The sequence below is a fragment of the Acetomicrobium flavidum genome (assembly GCF_900129645.1).
In the GTDB taxonomy this organism is placed as follows: domain Bacteria; phylum Synergistota; class Synergistia; order Synergistales; family Acetomicrobiaceae; genus Acetomicrobium; species Acetomicrobium flavidum.
In genome coordinates this window covers 531,002-546,939 of record NZ_FSQZ01000001.1, presented here as the reverse complement: position 1 = coordinate 546,939, position 15,938 = coordinate 531,002, and the positions used below count along the sequence as shown (strand labels likewise).

Here is a 15,938-nt window from a genome sequence, read left to right as displayed (position 1 = left end):
CATGGACATGGACGAGATCATCCGATCCATCGTCGAGGTCATAAAAGAAAAGTTCAGTCCGCTTAAAATCATACTTTACGGCTCCTATGCCAGGGGCACCCAGACGTGGGACAGCGACGTGGATTTTCTGGTCGTAGTTTCAAAGGAAGTCGACAAAAGGAAGACGGCGGTGGCGATGCGCGCGGCGTTAAGCGATTTCCTTTGCGGCAAGGACGTCGTCATCGCAACGCCTGAGGAATTGGCGGTGAAGGGCAGCATTCCCGGAACCCTTCTTTATTCCATGCTGAAGGAGGGCAAGGTCTTGTATGAGGACATGACGCCTTACGTGGAGGAAGCCCGCACTTGGCTTAACTGCGCCGTCGATGACGTGAAAGCCGCCGAAAAGTTGCTCGAATCCGGCTTTAACCGCCACGCTTGCTGGTTGTCCGCAATGGGGGCCGAAAGGGCCCTGAAAGCCCTTTTGATCTCAAAAGGCGTGCCCTTCCCTCGAAGCCACGACTTAAACGCACTTTACAAGCTTATTGCGGAACGCTGTCATTTCGAGGGGTTATCGCTGGATCATGCTGAGCTTGCAAAATTTTCCGAGTGGGCCGTCGAGGCGGGACATCCGGGCGATTGGCCTGCCATAACCGACCTTGAGGCCAAAGAGGATGTAATGTCGGCTAAGAAAATCGTCGAGGCCGTTTCAAAGGTGTTTGCCTTTTGCTAATGGAGAGGAGGAGCGGTTTAATGTCTCGGTATAACTTCGATGAAGTGACGGACAGGAGAAACACTTACAGCGAAAAGTGGGACGGTTTGATGGAGACCTTCGGGTCAGATGACGTGCTTCCCATGTGGGTGGCCGACATGGACTTCAGGTCGCCTCATGAAGTGGTGGAGGCCTTTACGGAAAGGTCGAAGCATGGCATCTTCGGGTATCCCTTCAGGAGCGAAAGCTATTACGAGGCCATAATGGAGTGGGTGCGCGTCAGGCACGGCTGGGAGATAAAGCGGGAATGGATAGTTGACGTGCCAAGCGTCATGCCCGGTTTGGCCGCGGCGCTTTTGGCATTTACTTCGCCCGGCGACGGCGTGGTGCTTCAGCCGCCCGTGTACCCTCCTTTTTTTGAGGTTACCGGGTCGCTTGACAGACATGTCGTCTGCAACTTTTTAAAGTTTGAGGACGGCTGGCACATGGACTTTGAGGGACTTAAAGGCCTTCTTCCTTCGGCTAAGGCCTTCATGCTTTGCAGCCCCCACAACCCTATCGGCCGCGTATGGAGCAAAGAGGAGTTGCTGACCCTTTCTTCGATGTGCGCCAAAGCTGGCGTGCCCGTGTTTTCCGACGAAATTCACTGCGATTTCGTCTACCGAGGATATAAGCACATTCCCATAGCCTCGATTAACCATGAGGCTGCCATGAACACGGTGACCTTCATGTCTGCAAGCAAGACCTTTAACATAGCTGGCTTCAAAAACGCCTATGCGATCGTGCCAAACCCGGCGATGAGGGAGAAACTGTCCAAGGTCCTGCAGGGGCTGCATTTTGGTTCCGGCGACCTTTTTGGTATACTTGGACTCGAGATTGCCTACCGTCACGGCAGGGATTGGCTTGATGATCTTTTGCTTTACCTGGAGGAAAATCGCGACTTAGCGGTTTCTGCTTTGCGCGCAGCCGGCGTCGGCGTGACAAGCCCCCAGGGGACTTATCTGCTTTGGCTGGACTTTAGAAGCCTGGGCTTGTCTCAGGAAAAGCTGATGGAATTTTTGGTAAAGCGGGCCAGGCTTGGCTTAAACGACGGCTTGACCTTTGGGCCGAACGGCGCCGGTTTTGCCAGGATGAACATAGGTTGTCCCAGGAGGACGCTTGAGGAGGGCCTTCATAGGCTGACGAAGGCCTTATCTTAGCGGCTAAGGGACGATCAAGGTGGGGAGGATGAGATGTTAGATCTTCTTATAACGAACGGTTCGGTCGTAGACCCTGAAAGCGGTCAAATCATGGACGTAAACCTGGGGGCCATCGACGGAAACATTGTCTATATCGGCAAGGAGACGCCAAAAGACGCAGAGATTACGATAGACGCAAAGGGCCTTTTTGTCGCTCCGGGCTTCATCGACACTCACGTGCACGATGAGGACCCTTCGGAAAACGAAGTGGAAAAGGCATTGCTCCTCCAGGGAGTGACGACGGCCATTGCCGGCAACTGCGGACTTGGGCCTATAATATCCGATGAGATCGTTTCAAGGCCGCGTTATCTGAGGGTCGGGTTTTTCACGGGCCATCAGGTCTTGAGGGAAAGGGTTGGCTTGACCGACAACTACATGCCTGCAAGTCCGTCTTCGATAAAGGAGATGGTCGAGCTTTTGAGGCAGGAATTGTCGAAAGGAAGCTTCGGCCTTTCCCTCGGGCTTGAGTACGTGCCCGGGGCAAGCTACGAGGAGATTTACGAGCTTGCCAGGACAGTTGCCCAGTTCGACAAAAGGTGGGTGTCCATGCACATCAGGTACGACGGCGACAAGTCCCTGGATGCCGTCAGGGAGGCAATTGCGCTTTCTAGGGATTGCGGCGTCAGGGTGCAGATATCCCATCTGGCCAGCATGGCGTCCTTTGGCTGTCTGAATGAGGCATTAAAGTTAATTGAGGAAGCAAAGGCCTGTGCCGACGTGACATTCGATTCCTATCCCTACAAGGCCTTCTGTACCCACATCGGATCGGCGGTCTTTGATCCCGGTTTTGAGAAACGTTGGAAGAAGGGCTTTTCTGCCCTGCAGGTGGCATCGGGCAAACATAAGGGCAAAAGGCTCACTCAAGAGCTTTACGTCAAGCTTAGAAAGGAAGAGCCGAACACATTGATCATTGCTCACGTCATGAACGAGGAAGAGGTAAAGGCCGCCTTAAGACATCCCGACTGCATGATAGCGTCCGATGCCATTTTGGAAAAAGGCCAGGGCCATCCTCGCGTCTGCGGCACCTTCCCGAGGGCATTTGCCATTCTCATAAAGGAAGGGCTGTCGTGGCCCGAGGTCATACGCAAGGCCACCTACTTGCCGGCAAAGTCGTCATGGCTGGATGACAGGGGCTGCATAAAGGCAGGCTGCAAGGCAGACCTCGTGATATTCAATCCCAAAAAGCTCAAGGATTGCGCCACCTTCAAGGATCCGATGCTTTCCCCAAAGGGGATAGATTACGTGATCATAGGAGGCAAGATTGCAGTCCAAAGGGGCACGGTACTTCAACCTTGCGGTGAGGTCATGTTTCGCAGGTGATCAATCTCCGTCTATGAGTATCCAGGGGCTTTCCTCAGAACCCTTATGGGCGGGGTCGTATATCCAGAGCTTGCCGGAGGAGGAATCGAACTTCATCATGGAGTTGTCGCCCCTTATGATGAGCTTGTACCTGCCGGGATGGGCAAAAAGAGAGCTTCCCAGGTTTACCGAGAAACCTACTGCTATGCCCAACACGAAGCTTGCCATTACGACGAGAACGATTATGCCGACAGGCAGGTAACTTTTGGCCATTCCTTAGCTTCCTCTGCAAATAAAAATGGTAGCCCCAAGGGGATTCGAACCCCTGTTGCCGGGCTGAGAACCCGGAGTCCTAGACCGCTAGACGATGGGGCCAAAAATACTGGCTGGGGGAGGTGGACTCGAACCACCACTACATGATCCAGAGTCATGCGTCCTGCCAATTAGACGATCCCCCAAGGTTGCATTATTTGTGGCGAAAGCTATGTTACCATGACTTTTGTCTTAGCGCAAGGCCCGAGGCAAAAATCTTTAAGACGGATCTTTCTTTGCGTGTTACAATTTATTCGCCGTTAATTCAACAGCGAATATTACGTCCGATCAGGCGATAGAATAAAAATTAACAGGAGGTGTTTTGTATTGAAGTTGGAGAGCTTGTCCTACAAGGAATTGCTTAAAAAAAGGCCCCTGAACGTCCAGGCCATATACGGAGACGAACCCGTGGGCCTGGTCAGCGGCAGGGACATAATCGAGGCGGCAAGGAAGAAGGGCGCCGTAATTTTGGCGGCAAATGCAAGAAATCCCTTGACGATAAAGGGCGTGTTTAGGGCCGCAAGGAAGCTCAACGCAGCCGTCCTGATAGAGCTTGCGAAGTCCGAAGCGACTTATTGCGGCTGTACCTATGACAACGTCCCGGATTACGCGGTAAAATACTCAAGTGAACTGGGCCACGGCATAGTCTTCGGATTGCATGTGGATCATTACGCCATAAAGTCCATGTCTGACGTATATAAGGCCATAGCCCATCTCCGTCAGATCGTGGAGCGCGGCTGGACCTCGGTTGCAGTCGATGCCTCCCACAACCCGGACTGGGAAAACCTCATGTATACACGCGACGTGGCACAGCACATCCCTGCCTACCTGGGCCTTGAGGTCGAGGTGGGAGAGATAAAGGGGCCCGGCGAGCTTACCACGGTGGAGGAGGCCCTCTTTTTCGTGGGTGGGCTCAATTCCTGGTGCATCTTCCCGGACCTTCTTGCCATATCCAACGGGAGCATGCACGGCACCTACGACAAGACCGTGGGGCAGATTGAGGGCATAGACCTAAACAGGACGAAGGAGATAGCCGATGCAGTTTCCCGCTACGGAGTTTCCATAGCCCAGCACGGCATCTCGGGCACTCCTTTGGACAAGGTCGCCATGTTCGCCAGGTACGGCATAAACAAGGGCAACGTGGCTACGCTGTGGCAAAACATAATATTTGGCCTGGAGATGGAGCCCGATACCGGAAATGCGGTCATTAAGGACGGCTCTTACGTAAAAGACCCCGGCAGGGGCATCCCCGTGGAGCTGTGGAACAAGATCGTGGCCTGGGCCGACGAGCAAGGCTACAGCAGAAAGTCCGGCGATTACAAGAAGGCAAACAAGCCCTTCCACGACCAGATAATGGCCTTGCCGGAGGATGTACAGGAGCGCATCATCGCCGAGACTGAGGAATGGGCCGTCAAGTACATAAAGGCCTTTGGCAGCGAGGGCACGGCAGAGCTGGTCTTGGAGGTGGTCTCTTCCAGGAGGGATTACAATTCCACTCCCGAGCGAAGGATCTTTCACTCAAGAAGCGAGTTCGCTCCCGAAAAGGCTCCCGACGCAGGCAGGGCAAAGAAGGCGGAAGGCAAGGATTTCTCGGATTAGGAAAGCCTTGAGCGGTGAAAAAGTTTTAAAGACCATTTTTTAAGATTTGGCTTGGAGGGAGACCTATGTCGCCCTCCATTTTGACGTGGAGGTGAAGTATTGTTGCAAAAAAGCACAGGCAAGCGCAGGCGACGTCCGCGAGGCGGTAAAGGAAGCGCTTCTTTGAAGTTCATTCCCCTGGGCGGCGTGGGGGAAATAGGCAAGAACATGAACGTACTCGAGTACGGAGACGACATACTGGTGATAGATTGCGGGTTGATGTTCCCCGACGAGGAGATGCTGGGGGTGGACTTCGTTATACCCGATCCTGCATACCTCATGGCAAACAGGGACAGGATAAAGGGCATCCTCATCACGCATGGTCACGACGACCATATTGGTGCCCTGCCCTTTATACTTCCCAGGCTTGATTGTCCCATATATGCGACCAGGCTTACGCTTGGCCTTATAAGGAGCAAGCTCGAGGAGGTAGCGCCGAAATACGAGCTCAAGGCCCACGAGATCGCGGCCGGAGATGTCCTCGAAATAGGGTGTTTCAAGGTTCAGCCTTTTTCGGTATGCCATTCCATACCGGATGGGGTAGGATATGCCATATACACGCCCGTCGGCGTAGTGGTTCACACGGGTGACTTCAAGCTGGATCCCACCCCGATCGACGGAAGGGCCACGGATTACGCCCTGCTGGCATCCCTCGGCACCAAGGGGGTGCTATTGATGATGTCCGATTCGACGAACGTCGAGCGCGACGGGTTTACCCCCTCGGAGCGGATGGTGGGAAAGACCATGGAGCAGACCTTTAGGCTCTACAGGAACAGGCGCATCGTGGTGTCCTCCTTTGCGAGTAACCTGCACAGGATCCAGCAGGTCATAGAGACGGCCGTGAGGTTTAACCGCAAGGTGGCCTTGATAGGAAGGAGCATGGTGGCAAACGTGGCCCGTGCCAGGGAGCTTGGCTACATGAATGTGGACGAAGATGTCTTCATCCAGCCGTCCGAGATAGAGGGCTTCCCGCACAGCAGGCTGGTGGTCATAACGACGGGAAGCCAGGGCGAGCCCTTTTCGGGGCTTGTTCTCATGAGCCGCGGAGATCATAAACACATAAAGCTAGGGCCAAAGGACCTGGTCGTAATAAGTGCCCTTCCCATACCGGGAAACGAACGGCTGGTGCACAGGACCATAAATGACCTCTTTAGGCAGGGCTGCGAGGTCATATATGAGGCCGAGCAGAACATCCACGTATCCGGCCATGCCTCCCGCGAGGAGTTGAAGATGATGTTAAGTTTAGTAAAGCCGACTTACTTTGTGCCGCTTCACGGCGAGTACAGGCACTTGGTCAGGCACAAGCAGTTGGCAGAAGAGCTGGGGTTGCCCTCAAAAAACGTCTTCGTCATGGAAAAGGGCGACGTGCTGAGCATGACCAAAAGACAGGCCAAGCTGCTTGAAAAGGTTCCCTCGGGAGCTTACATAGTGGACGGTCGCGCTTACAGCGACCTGAACGGACAATTGCTTAGCGAAAGAAGGGATTTGGCCGAGGACGGGTTGGTGTGCATATCGGCCGTATATGATCCGGCAGGCAACCTGCTTGCGCCCGTTTCCATAGAAAGCCGCGGATTTCTTCATCGCGCTGACGCCGACGAGCTCTACAGGTCCATAGAGGACGCCGTGGAGAAGGCCATAAAGGCTGCAAAGGCCGAAGGAAAGGACGAAGACGTCTCCTCGCGCATCAGAAGCGCGGTAAAGGGAGTCTTAAAGAGGTTTTCCATGTCTGCGCCCGTGATATTGGTCCTGACGAACGAGGTCCAAAGCGGCAACGGTTTTGCCTGTAAGTTTTCCCGAAGGGAGCAGATAAAATGACGCTCGTTCAATCCTTGGTCTTGGGCGCGCTTCAGGGATTTACGGAGTTTTTGCCCGTGAGCAGTTCGGGCCACCTCGCCCTGGCGCAGCGCCTCTTTGGCTTAAGCGATCCGCCGATTGCCTTCGATGTGTTCCTGCACTTTGCGACCATGCTTGCGACGCTTCTGTACTTCATGGGCGATATCCTAAGCCTTCTAAAGGAATGGTTATTGGGTTTTGCCGGCAGAGATCAGAGGAAAAGCGAGGGTTGGAGGTACGGATGGGCCGTCATTGCGGGGACCTTGGTGACGGCCTTGCTGGGCTTGCCTTTGGAAGGCGCAGCGACAAGGGCCTTTGCCGTTCCCTGGGCCGTGGCCTGCGGGCTGGTCGTGACGGCCTCGCTTTTGGGTTTTGCTTCGCGCATCCCGGTAAGCGACAAGCAGGTTTCCCTCGGCACCGGAATTCTGGTGGGCCTGGCTCAGGGGATCGCGGTGATGCCGGGGATATCAAGGTCGGGCAGCACGATCGTGGCGGCCTTGATGGCAGGCGTCAGGAGGGAGGAGGCCTTTCGCTTTTCCTTTTTGCTTTCCTTGCCCGCCATAATGGGAGCCACCCTTCTTGAGGGAATGAAAGCCCTTCGGGAGGGAGTCTTTTTGCCGGACGGCTGGGCTTACGGATGCGCATTGGCCTTCCTCTGTGGCCTTGTGTCGCTTCATTTTATGAGGAAGGTCGTCGTCTTCGGGAAGTGGAAATACTTTTCCCTGTACTGCCTTGTCGTAGCTGCCATAGGGTTTATCATTGGGTTGTTGTAGTTGATCTTTGAAGCGAAAGGGTGAACCTGCAGACATGAATAACGCCGCAAGAATAATCTTGGCCTCGAACAGTCCCAGGCGGCGGTCTTTGCTTGCCGACCTTTTGGGATGGGAGGTGTTGTTCGTAACGTCCGGCGTAGAAGAAGACGTCAACGGTTTCAGGATCCCTGAGGATGCGGTAAGACATCTTTCTGCCCAAAAGGCGATGTCCGTGGCATCTTCTTACGACGACCTTTTTGTCATAGGGGCCGACACGATCGTCTACATCAATGGTCATATCCTGGGGAAGCCCTCATCCGTGGAGGAAGCCTTCGAGATGCTCCTTGAACTTAACGGCAGAACTCACGAGGTTTACACAGGCATTGCCGTCGTAAAAGGAGAAATTTTGAGGGTAGATCACGAGGTCACGCGCGTTACGTTTAGAAACATGAGTCCCAAAGCCCTTTTGGCCTACGCCGAGACCAAGGAAGGCTTGGATAAGGCAGGTGCTTACGGCGTGCAGGGCAAGGGGGCCTTGCTCGTCGAAAGGGTCGAAGGGTGCTTTTATAACGTGGTCGGCCTTCCTCTGGCGAAGCTTTCTGCGATGCTTCAAGACCTGGGCTGGCCGCTTGAGGACCAATGGAGGTGTGTCCGTTGAACGCTTTTCTCAAAAAAATATCACTGCTTCTCCTGATCCTGGCAATCGCTGCAGGAGCGGTTGGGCTTATCCCCAGATTTAAGGAGGAGATGGCCAAAAAAGACGTAGCCCTCCTGGTGGAATACTCAGACATTGACGTCATGGCACGCCAGGCAGGCCTAAGCTTTGATGAGATGCTGAAACGCCTTCTTAAGGACGGGATCACTGCAGTTTCGTTTAAGGACCTCACCGGCACGGACCTGCGCGACGGCGACACGCCCCTTCTTTGGGGGACGTTAAGGGACCTGCTTCCCGAAGGAGACTTCGACGGCCTTTCCGGGAATGCCGCTCTCCTTGTGCCTAAGGAATACGATGACTGGTTCTTCAAGAAGTACCTGGAGGCCCGCTTTCCCGGATGTGTGACCCGTGCCGTACCCGAGGGCAGCATATACGTATTGCCCAGAGAGCCCAAGGAGCTCTTGGAGGTTGGGATCATCCCCGACCCCATGGCCTTCAAGCATCTTGCCCGCTTAAACGTCCCCTTGGTTTACAGGCCTTCGCCTACCTTCGGATTGTCCTCGGATGACGTGGCAAAAAGCCTGGACTTACTGTTTGCGTCGCTTTGGAGGCTTCGCGGCGTCTTGCCGCAGGGTGCCGTGATGTTCGGCTATCCCGACATGGCACCTTTGATCGACGTGATGCACAAATATGGCGCCCTTTTGCTCCAGCCGGAGTTCGTCCGCTTCATAGGCGGAAACGAGGCATATAGGGCTTCATTTCCCGACGTCCTTTCGCTGCACAGCGTGACGACCCCTGAGATCATATCGAGAAACCTGTCCCGTTCCTCTTTGGTCGAACGCTTTGCCAGGGCGGCTAGGGAACGGTCGGTTCGTGTCTTATTGCTTCGACCTTACGACATATCCTCAGGTCCGTGGATAGATGCCTTCGAGCAGGACCTGGCCTCCTTGAAAGCCTTGCTTCAAAGGGACGGGTTCGCATTTAGGTTTGGGGACCCATACCCTAACTTTGGCCACACACCTTGGGCTTTCCTGTCCTTTTTGGCGGCGGGCTTGTGCGTGATTACGTTTTTGTTGTCTATGGGAGAAAGAGAAATTTTTAGGTCGCGCAACTTCGTGCTGCTTTGCGTTGTTGCGGTGGTCATCTTGGTCCTTGGCGCTAACCGCATCGCCCTTTTTGCCAAGTTAGCGGGGGCGCTTCTTGCTGCCTTTGGCGCGTCTGCGGCGGCTTTGGCCGCGCTTGAGGCCAAAAAGCCCCTAAGCGGGCTGTGCGTGGCCTTCGGGATGGTCATCGCCGTGGGCTTTGCGTTGTCATCCTTTTTTGGAATGCCCCTTTACATGCTGCGCCTTGCGACCTTTTCGGGCGTCAAGGCCACGTTGTTGCTGCCACCTTTGTTCGTCTTGCTTCATGACGCCTCAAAGCGTCGATATCCCGAGGGCGTCTGTGACGTATTGAAGCGTCCACCCCTTTGGGGAGAGCTTTTTGCCCTCTTCGTGATATTGCTTGCGGCGGCGATACTGCTTGTACGAAGCGATAACGTTTCCCTGGTCCCGCGGTGGGAGGTTGCCATGCGAGATATGTTTGAGCGCTACCTTGTGGCAAGGCCGCGAAACAAGGAGATATTCGTTGGATATCCGGCGCTGTGGCTTGCCTTCGTCATGGGTGCAATGAAGTCGAAGGTAAACTTCACCAGGCTTGGCTCGCAGCTTCACCTCTTGCTTCGCATGGCCTCATCTTTGGCCTTTGCGTCGGCCGTAAACAGCTTCTGCCATTTTCATACGAGGATATACTTCATATGTTGGAGGGTTTTTAACGGCCTGTGGGTGGGCTCGCTTTTCGGTCTGCTTTTGGTGCTTGTCTTCATTTTGGCCTTGAAGTTCAAGGTCATAAGGAGGTTGCTCTTCGTTGGCGAGGAAGTATGACCTTGCCATATGCGGATATTACGGCTTTGGCAATTTAGGCGACGAGCTTATTTGTCGTGCCCTGGTCGAAATGGCCGTGGGCTTGGGGCTTGAAAGAAGCCGCATCTGCGTTCTTTCTTGCGACCCTCACCTTACGGGATCAAGCCTCGGGGTTGACTCCGTGGACAGGTGGAATTTTTTTGAGGTTTTTAAGGCATTAAGGCAAAGCAGGAGCCTGCTTTTGGGCGGTGGGGGGTTGTTTCAGGATTCGACGAGTTTGAGGTCCTGTTTATATTATTGGGGAGTTACCCTGTTGGGTCGCCTGCTTGGCGCTACGCCTTGGGCCTTCGGTCAATCGGTGGGGCCTTTAAGGTCAAAGACGTCCAGATTTCTTGCCCGGCACGCCTTAAAGGCCTGCCGCGTTAGGTTTGTGAGGGACGAAGCCTCAAGGGATCTCTTGTCATCGATGGGACTTGACAGCCAAATCTTGCCGGACCCTGTATTTTACTTTGCTTCCTGTATGCCCAAAAACTTTAGATCAGGCAGCGTCTTGGCCTTAAACGTCAGGCCCCTTTCCGGCGGCGAGAATACGGCAGGTTTGCTGTTTCAAGCGGTCAAGGCCTTCTGCGATGCACGGGGGTATCGCACGAGGGCGATATGCCTGTGCGAGGAAGACCTGCTAGAATTAAGGCGACTGGGCGAACGTTTAGACGAGGCGATCGTGGTCAAAGACCTGAAGGATATAGCTTCTGCATTTGAAGACGTCAGGTATGCCGTGGGAATGCGTCTTCATTTTTGCCTGCTGGCGCTACTTTTCCGCGTCCCGGTCGTTGCCGTTCCCTACGACCCTAAGGTCAGGTCCTTTGCCTTAAGTTGGGACATTCCGCTTTGGGAGAAGGGCGCAGACCTGGGAAACCTAATCTCAAAGGCCAAGGTCGCCCAGGACGATGAAATAAATTCGGCAAGAGAAAATTTGACGGAAGGTTTTGCGTTTGCAATAAGGAAAATATTGGGAGATGAATGCGTTGGAGCGCGATCTTGAATTGCAGTTGCGTCGCATAGCGGTGGAGGTCAGAAAAGACGTGCTCAGGATGATATCGATCGCCGATTCGGGCCATTTGGGGTCGTCTTTTTCCTGCGTCGATATACTTGTATACCTTTACTTTCATCTTATGAAAGTAAACCCCGCGGAGCCGGATTGGATGGAAAGGGACAGGTTCGTCTTGAGCAAAGGTCACGCCTGTCCCAGCCTTTATGCGGTCCTGGCGCGAAAGGGCTACCTTGAAAGGGAGGAGCTTTGGAACTACAGGAAGCTCGGATCCCTGCTTCAGGGACATCCCCTATACATAAACACCCTGGGCATCGATGCCCCGTCGGGCTCTCTTGGTATGGGCGCCGGCATATCCTGTGGCATGGCCATGGCGCTAAAAAGCCTTTCCTTGGACAGCAAGGTGTTTTGCCTCATGGGAGATGGGGAGCTTCAGGAGGGTTCCTGCTGGGAGGCCTTCATGACCGCCTCGCACTGGAAGCTTGACAACCTCTTCTTTGTGATAGACCGCAACGGCCAGCAGATGGAAGGACACACCGAGGCCATAAAGGCCCTGGAGCCGTTAAAAAGAAAGCTTGAGTCCTTTGGACTGGTGTGTTTTGAGACGGATGGGCATGACTTCAGCTTGATAGATGAGGCCTTTGCGCAGGCTTCTTTAGCCAAAGGCCTTCCCAAGGCGATAATAGCCCACACCAAATGGGGCAGAGGGATAACCTTGGCGGAAAATGGCGGAATACCCGTCAAGGCGAGCTTGTCCCGAAACGAAGTCACCATGCTGCTCGACGAATTGAACAGGGAATCCATGGCCTTAAGCGAGGAAGGAAGATGACGATGGAAACGAGAAGCACCAGGGAAGCCTTGGGCGACGCGCTGGTAGAGCTTGGAGGTCTCGACGGGGACGTCGTAGTTATAGATGCCGACGCCGCTTCTTCCACCCATGTCAAGGCCTTTGCCGACGGGTTTCCGGACAGGTACTACAACGTCGGGATAGCCGAGCAAAACATGATAGAGGTGGCAAGCGGCATGGCCTTAGTTGGCAAGAAACCCTATGCCACGGCCTTTTCTTCCTTTTTGGCCGGAAGGGCCTACGATCAGATAAGATGTTGCGTTGCCATGCCCAATTTAAACATAAAGCTCATAGCCACTCATGCCGGGATAACGGTGGGAGAAGACGGCGCCACGCACCAGATGCTGGAGGACGTTGCCCTGATGCGCGTCTTGCCAAACATGAGCGTGATGGTCCCTGCCGACTACTGGTCCGCTAGAAACATGATCATATCGTCTCTGAAAAGCGATAAGCCGCTTTATGTTAGGCTCGGAAGGGCCGAAGTTCCGATGTTTTACTCGCCGCGAGACGAGTTTGCCATTGGCGGCGGCAGGATAGTGAGGGAGGGCAAGGACGTCACGATCGTGGCTTGTGGTATCATGTTGTTTGAGGCGTTGAAGGCCGCAGACATATTGGCACGCCAGGAGATAGAGGCAGAGGTCATAGATTGTTACAGCATAAAGCCCTTGCCCGAGGACCTGATCCAATCCTCCGTAAGACGAACGGGCTGCTGCGTAGTGGCCGAGGAACACAATAGGATAGGCGGATTGTGCGGCGCGGTGGCCGAGAGCTTGTGCGTTAATTATCCGGTACCCGTCAGGTTTGTGGCCATAGATGATCGGTTCGGCGAAAGCGGGACGCCTGCCGAGCTGCAGGAGTATTATTCCATTAAATTTCGCGAGATCGTTGGAGCTGTAGCCCAAGTCTGGGCCACTAGAAGGCGGTGAAAAGATGGAGATAAGGATGGCCGGGGTATCCAAGATCTTCGACCCCGATATAGTTGCCCTGGAGGACGTGTACCTCAACGTCAAGAAGGGCGAATTCGTCTACTTCGTCGGGCACACGGGCTCGGGAAAGACGACATTGCTTAGGCTGATAAACAGGGAATTGATCCCCACGTCGGGCCAGATAATGGTGGGGAAGTACAACTTAAGGAAGTTGAGGCTGGGGCAGCTCCCCTACTATCGAAGGCAGATAGGCGTAGTCTTCCAGGACTTCAAGCTCCTTCCGCACTTGAACGCGGCAGAAAATGTGGCCTTCGTCCTGGAGGCGATAGGGGTTCCCAAAAGGCAGGTCGAAGAGCGGGTCAAGGCCGTGTTAAGCAGGCTTGACCTCTGGAGGAGGAGGTTTTTGTATCCCGAACAGATGTCGGGAGGGGAGCAGCAGAGGCTTGCCATAGCGAGGGCCGTGGTGAACATGCCTTCCCTTTTGATCGCCGATGAGCCTACGGGCAACCTGGACATGGAGACGGCAGAATCCATAATGGAGATACTTTTTTCCATAAACGCCACGGGTACCACCGTGCTCATGGCCACGCACAACCAATACATAGTCGATGCCTTCAGGGCAAGGGTGGTCGAACTTGACAGGGGGCGCATCGCAAGGGACGAGCCGAAGGGTGAGGTGGAACTTTATGGCGACCTTTAGGTATATATTGAGGGATACGGCAAGGCTTCTCACGCGCCACTTCGCTGTGGTCTTTCTGACGCTGCTTACCATAATTGCCGTCTTTCTGGCGGTGGGGATGAGCATACTGCTGTCGGTGAACGTAACCTCGCTGGCCTCTCAGATCGAAAGCGACCTCACCATCGAGGCCTACCTCAAGGCTAAGGCGGACGTAGAGGCGGTTATGGGAAAGCTTGCGGAAATGCCCCAGATTAAAAACGCCCGTTACGTCTCCCCGGAGGAAGCCCTAAAAAGGCTTGACGAAAAGTTGGGCCAAGGCGATCAGATAATATCGCTTCTTGGGGACAATCCGCTTCCTCCAAGCGTTATAATAACAGTTGATAGGGCAGAAAATTTGAATGACGTAGCCCGCGAGGTCGAGGCCTTTCCGGAGGTCGAAGACGTGATATACGCTGGCGAGGTGGCCGAACGGCTTGCGTCGTTGGCTTACTTTTTGAATAGGTTTGCCCTGGCCGTCTTCGTTATCGCCCTGGTGACCAGCCTGGTGGTGATGATGAACACCATAAGGATAGCCCTTTATTCGAGAAGAGAGGAAATAGGCGTCATGCTGCTCGTCGGCGCAACGCCAACCTATGTGTCCCTTCCCTTCCTCTTGCAGGGCGTGATATTGGGGGGAAGCGGAGCCCTTGTGGCGCTCCTTTTCCTGATCAAGGCTTACAGGTGGCTTTTGGAAGTCTTGTCCAAGGCCCTTCCCTTCTTCAACATGCTCGATTCGCCGCAGATCACGCTTTGGCTTTTCTGTTTGCTTGTGGGGGGCGGGGTGGCCTTGGGGTGGCTGTGCAGCTGGACGGCTGTATATCAGCATATCCGAAGGGCGTTAAAACCAAGGTAGAGCGAAAGGCGAGGTGAAGGTCGTGAAAGCAGGGGGAAAAAGTAAAATTTGGGCCGCCCTTTTTGCGGTATTTGTCTGCATTGGGCTTCTTATGCCCAATTCTTATTGCCTTGCCGACGACCTGGAAACTCAGATACAAAGGGAACAGCAAAAGTTGGAATACATACAAAAAAAGATCTCCCAACACAGAAACCAGGCCGCTTCCTACGGTAAACAGGAACAGAACTTGTTGACCAAGCTTGAAGAGGTAAACCAAAGGGAAGAGCTTGCCAAGCAAAAGATCAAGGTGCTTGAGCTGAAGGAAAAAAAGCTCAACGCCAAGATAGCAGAACTTACGCAGAAGATAAAGCGCGAGGAAGCAGTCCTTGCCAAGGCCAAGGATGCCTTGCGCAGCCGCGTCATTTCACTTTACAAGTACGGGTCGCTCAGTCAGTATAAACTGCTCTTTGCTGCAGAAAACGTGCAGGAAGCCTTGAGCATGAGTTACCTGCTTGGCAGGGTGGCCAGGGCCGACAGCGAGCTTATATTGGAGGTAAAGGAAAAAAAGGCCTCCCTTGAGTCCTCCAAACGACAGCTTCAGGGCCAAAGACAGGAGCTAGTGTCCAACAAAAAGGCCCTGGAGGCCCAGCGGAGCGAACTTCTTCGAACGCAAAGCGAGCAAAAGCGCCTCCTTGCAGAGATAAGGCGTCAAAAAAAGCTGCACGAACAGGCAGCTGCCGAGCTTGCGGCATCGCAGAGGGAGCTGCAGAATAAGATAAAATCGCTTCTTGCTGAAAAAAGAAGAAGGGCTGCTGCCTCAAAGGGACGAACGGCGACGTTGACGGCGCCCAAGGGGAAGTTGTTGTGGCCTGTCACTGGTCCCATAAACAGCACCTTTGGGACGAGGGTGCATCCCGTCTTTAAGACGAAGACAGTCCATACGGGGTTGGATATAGAGGCTGCTCACGGCACACCCGTTAAGGCGGCGGCGCGCGGGGAGGTCCTTTTTACCGGTTGGCTTAAGGGGTACGGACAGGTTATAATACTTGATCACGGCGGGAACATGACGACGGTTTACGCCCACCTTTCCGGGATAGACGTAAGGGAAGGTCAAGTGGTAGAGCAGGGGTCCACAATAGGCAGGGTCGGAAATACGGGCGTGGCTACGGGCCCGCACTTGCACTTTGAGGTCCGCATTAACGCTAATGCCGTCGATCCGCTCAAATATCTGGCAAGGTGATAATTTTTTAA

General features: G+C 54.1%; 15 protein-coding genes and 2 tRNA genes. 14 read left to right on the top strand and 3 right to left on the bottom strand.

Annotated features, from left to right (window positions below; genetic code table 11):
• The first annotated feature begins 1 nt into the window (after position 1).
• From BUQ78_RS02780 to BUQ78_RS02770, 3 genes are read left to right on the top strand one after another with little or no spacing between them, the layout of a single operon-like run.
• Positions 2-709 carry a HEPN domain-containing protein gene (locus BUQ78_RS02780; RefSeq protein ID WP_074199203.1) on the top strand — a complete coding sequence of 236 codons (708 nt, stop codon included), beginning with the start codon at positions 2-4 and terminating at the stop codon, positions 707-709.
• A 20-nt stretch (positions 710-729) separates the two neighbouring features.
• Complete coding sequence (locus BUQ78_RS02775) at positions 730-1,887, top strand: MalY/PatB family protein (protein ID WP_074199202.1); 1,158 nt, start codon at positions 730-732, stop codon at positions 1,885-1,887.
• Between the two features lie 33 nt (positions 1,888-1,920).
• A complete protein-coding gene (locus tag BUQ78_RS02770) occupies positions 1,921-3,246 on the top strand; it encodes an N-acyl-D-amino-acid deacylase family protein (protein ID WP_074199201.1) in 1,326 nt (441 codons plus the stop codon).
• Here BUQ78_RS02770 and BUQ78_RS02765 read toward each other — a convergent pair whose 3' ends face one another.
• The 3 genes from BUQ78_RS02765 to BUQ78_RS02755 form a co-directional block, all read right to left on the bottom strand.
• A complete protein-coding gene (locus BUQ78_RS02765) occupies positions 3,247-3,498 on the bottom strand; it encodes a hypothetical protein (RefSeq protein WP_074199200.1) in 252 nt (83 codons plus the stop codon).
• A gap of 26 nt (positions 3,499-3,524) precedes the next feature.
• A tRNA-Glu gene (locus tag BUQ78_RS02760) sits at positions 3,525-3,600 on the bottom strand.
• Between the two features lie 8 nt (positions 3,601-3,608).
• Positions 3,609-3,683 (bottom strand) — tRNA-Gln (locus tag BUQ78_RS02755).
• A 181-nt stretch (positions 3,684-3,864) separates the two neighbouring features.
• On the opposite strand from BUQ78_RS02755, the gene BUQ78_RS02750 reads away from it, so the two are divergent.
• The 11 genes from BUQ78_RS02750 (at position 3,865) to BUQ78_RS02700 (ending at position 15,927) form a co-directional block, all read left to right on the top strand.
• On the top strand, positions 3,865-5,136 hold the full coding sequence (locus BUQ78_RS02750; RefSeq protein WP_074199199.1) for a class II fructose-bisphosphate aldolase: 1,272 nt from the start codon (positions 3,865-3,867) through the stop codon (positions 5,134-5,136).
• A 102-nt stretch (positions 5,137-5,238) separates the two neighbouring features.
• The gene (locus BUQ78_RS02745; RefSeq protein ID WP_074200148.1) at positions 5,239-6,990 is read left to right on the top strand and encodes a ribonuclease J; all 1,752 of its coding nucleotides are present in this window, start codon (positions 5,239-5,241) and stop codon (positions 6,988-6,990) included.
• Positions 6,987-7,781 (top strand): undecaprenyl-diphosphate phosphatase, encoded by a 795-nt coding sequence (locus BUQ78_RS02740; RefSeq protein WP_074199198.1) that lies wholly within the window; start codon positions 6,987-6,989, stop codon positions 7,779-7,781. The genes BUQ78_RS02745 and BUQ78_RS02740 overlap by 4 nt, the downstream gene beginning before the upstream one ends.
• A 34-nt stretch (positions 7,782-7,815) precedes the next feature.
• Positions 7,816-8,418: a Maf family protein gene (locus tag BUQ78_RS02735; protein ID WP_074199197.1), complete on the top strand. Its 603-nt coding sequence runs from the start codon at positions 7,816-7,818 to the stop codon at positions 8,416-8,418.
• Positions 8,415-10,337 (top strand): DUF5693 family protein, encoded by a 1,923-nt coding sequence (locus BUQ78_RS02730; RefSeq protein WP_074199196.1) that lies wholly within the window; start codon positions 8,415-8,417, stop codon positions 10,335-10,337. Before BUQ78_RS02735 ends, BUQ78_RS02730 begins: the two co-directional genes overlap by 4 nt.
• A complete protein-coding gene (gene csaB, locus BUQ78_RS02725) occupies positions 10,321-11,358 on the top strand; it encodes a polysaccharide pyruvyl transferase CsaB (RefSeq protein WP_074199195.1) in 1,038 nt (345 codons plus the stop codon). The genes BUQ78_RS02730 and csaB overlap by 17 nt, the downstream gene beginning before the upstream one ends.
• Positions 11,333-12,193: a transketolase gene (locus BUQ78_RS02720; RefSeq protein ID WP_074199194.1), complete on the top strand. Its 861-nt coding sequence runs from the start codon at positions 11,333-11,335 to the stop codon at positions 12,191-12,193. The genes csaB and BUQ78_RS02720 overlap by 26 nt, the downstream gene beginning before the upstream one ends.
• A complete protein-coding gene (locus BUQ78_RS02715; RefSeq protein ID WP_014806444.1) occupies positions 12,190-13,137 on the top strand; it encodes a transketolase family protein in 948 nt (315 codons plus the stop codon). The genes BUQ78_RS02720 and BUQ78_RS02715 overlap by 4 nt, the downstream gene beginning before the upstream one ends.
• Before the next feature lie 4 nt (positions 13,138-13,141).
• The gene (locus BUQ78_RS02710; protein WP_014806445.1) at positions 13,142-13,837 is read left to right on the top strand and encodes a cell division ATP-binding protein FtsE; all 696 of its coding nucleotides are present in this window, start codon (positions 13,142-13,144) and stop codon (positions 13,835-13,837) included.
• Positions 13,824-14,708: a cell division protein FtsX gene (locus BUQ78_RS02705; RefSeq protein ID WP_074199193.1), complete on the top strand. Its 885-nt coding sequence runs from the start codon at positions 13,824-13,826 to the stop codon at positions 14,706-14,708. Before BUQ78_RS02710 ends, BUQ78_RS02705 begins: the two co-directional genes overlap by 14 nt.
• Positions 14,709-14,730: 22 nt before the next feature.
• Positions 14,731-15,927, top strand: a complete 1,197-nt coding sequence (locus tag BUQ78_RS02700; protein WP_074199192.1) for a murein hydrolase activator EnvC family protein — start codon at positions 14,731-14,733, stop codon at positions 15,925-15,927.
• Positions 15,928-15,938 lie beyond the last annotated feature (11 nt).

What these genes read in the sequence shown, in the direction of transcription:
- BUQ78_RS02770 (WP_074199201.1), top strand. Translation starts at nt 1,921, where the DNA reads ATGTTAGATCTTCTTATAACGAACGGTTCGGTCGTAGACCCTGAAAGC.
- BUQ78_RS02735 (WP_074199197.1), top strand. Translation starts at nt 7,816, where the DNA reads ATGAATAACGCCGCAAGAATAATCTTGGCCTCGAACAGTCCCAGGCGG.
- BUQ78_RS02775 (WP_074199202.1), top strand. Translation starts at nt 730, where the DNA reads ATGTCTCGGTATAACTTCGATGAAGTGACGGACAGGAGAAACACTTAC.
- BUQ78_RS02740 (WP_074199198.1), top strand. Translation starts at nt 6,987, where the DNA reads ATGACGCTCGTTCAATCCTTGGTCTTGGGCGCGCTTCAGGGATTTACG.
- BUQ78_RS02780 (WP_074199203.1), top strand. Translation starts at nt 2, where the DNA reads ATGGACATGGACGAGATCATCCGATCCATCGTCGAGGTCATAAAAGAA.
- BUQ78_RS02765 (WP_074199200.1), bottom strand. Translation starts at nt 3,498, where the DNA reads ATGGCCAAAAGTTACCTGCCTGTCGGCATAATCGTTCTCGTCGTAATG.
- BUQ78_RS02720 (WP_074199194.1), top strand. Translation starts at nt 11,333, where the DNA reads ATGAATGCGTTGGAGCGCGATCTTGAATTGCAGTTGCGTCGCATAGCG.
- BUQ78_RS02705 (WP_074199193.1), top strand. Translation starts at nt 13,824, where the DNA reads ATGGCGACCTTTAGGTATATATTGAGGGATACGGCAAGGCTTCTCACG.
- BUQ78_RS02715 (WP_014806444.1), top strand. Translation starts at nt 12,190, where the DNA reads ATGACGATGGAAACGAGAAGCACCAGGGAAGCCTTGGGCGACGCGCTG.
- BUQ78_RS02710 (WP_014806445.1), top strand. Translation starts at nt 13,142, where the DNA reads ATGGAGATAAGGATGGCCGGGGTATCCAAGATCTTCGACCCCGATATA.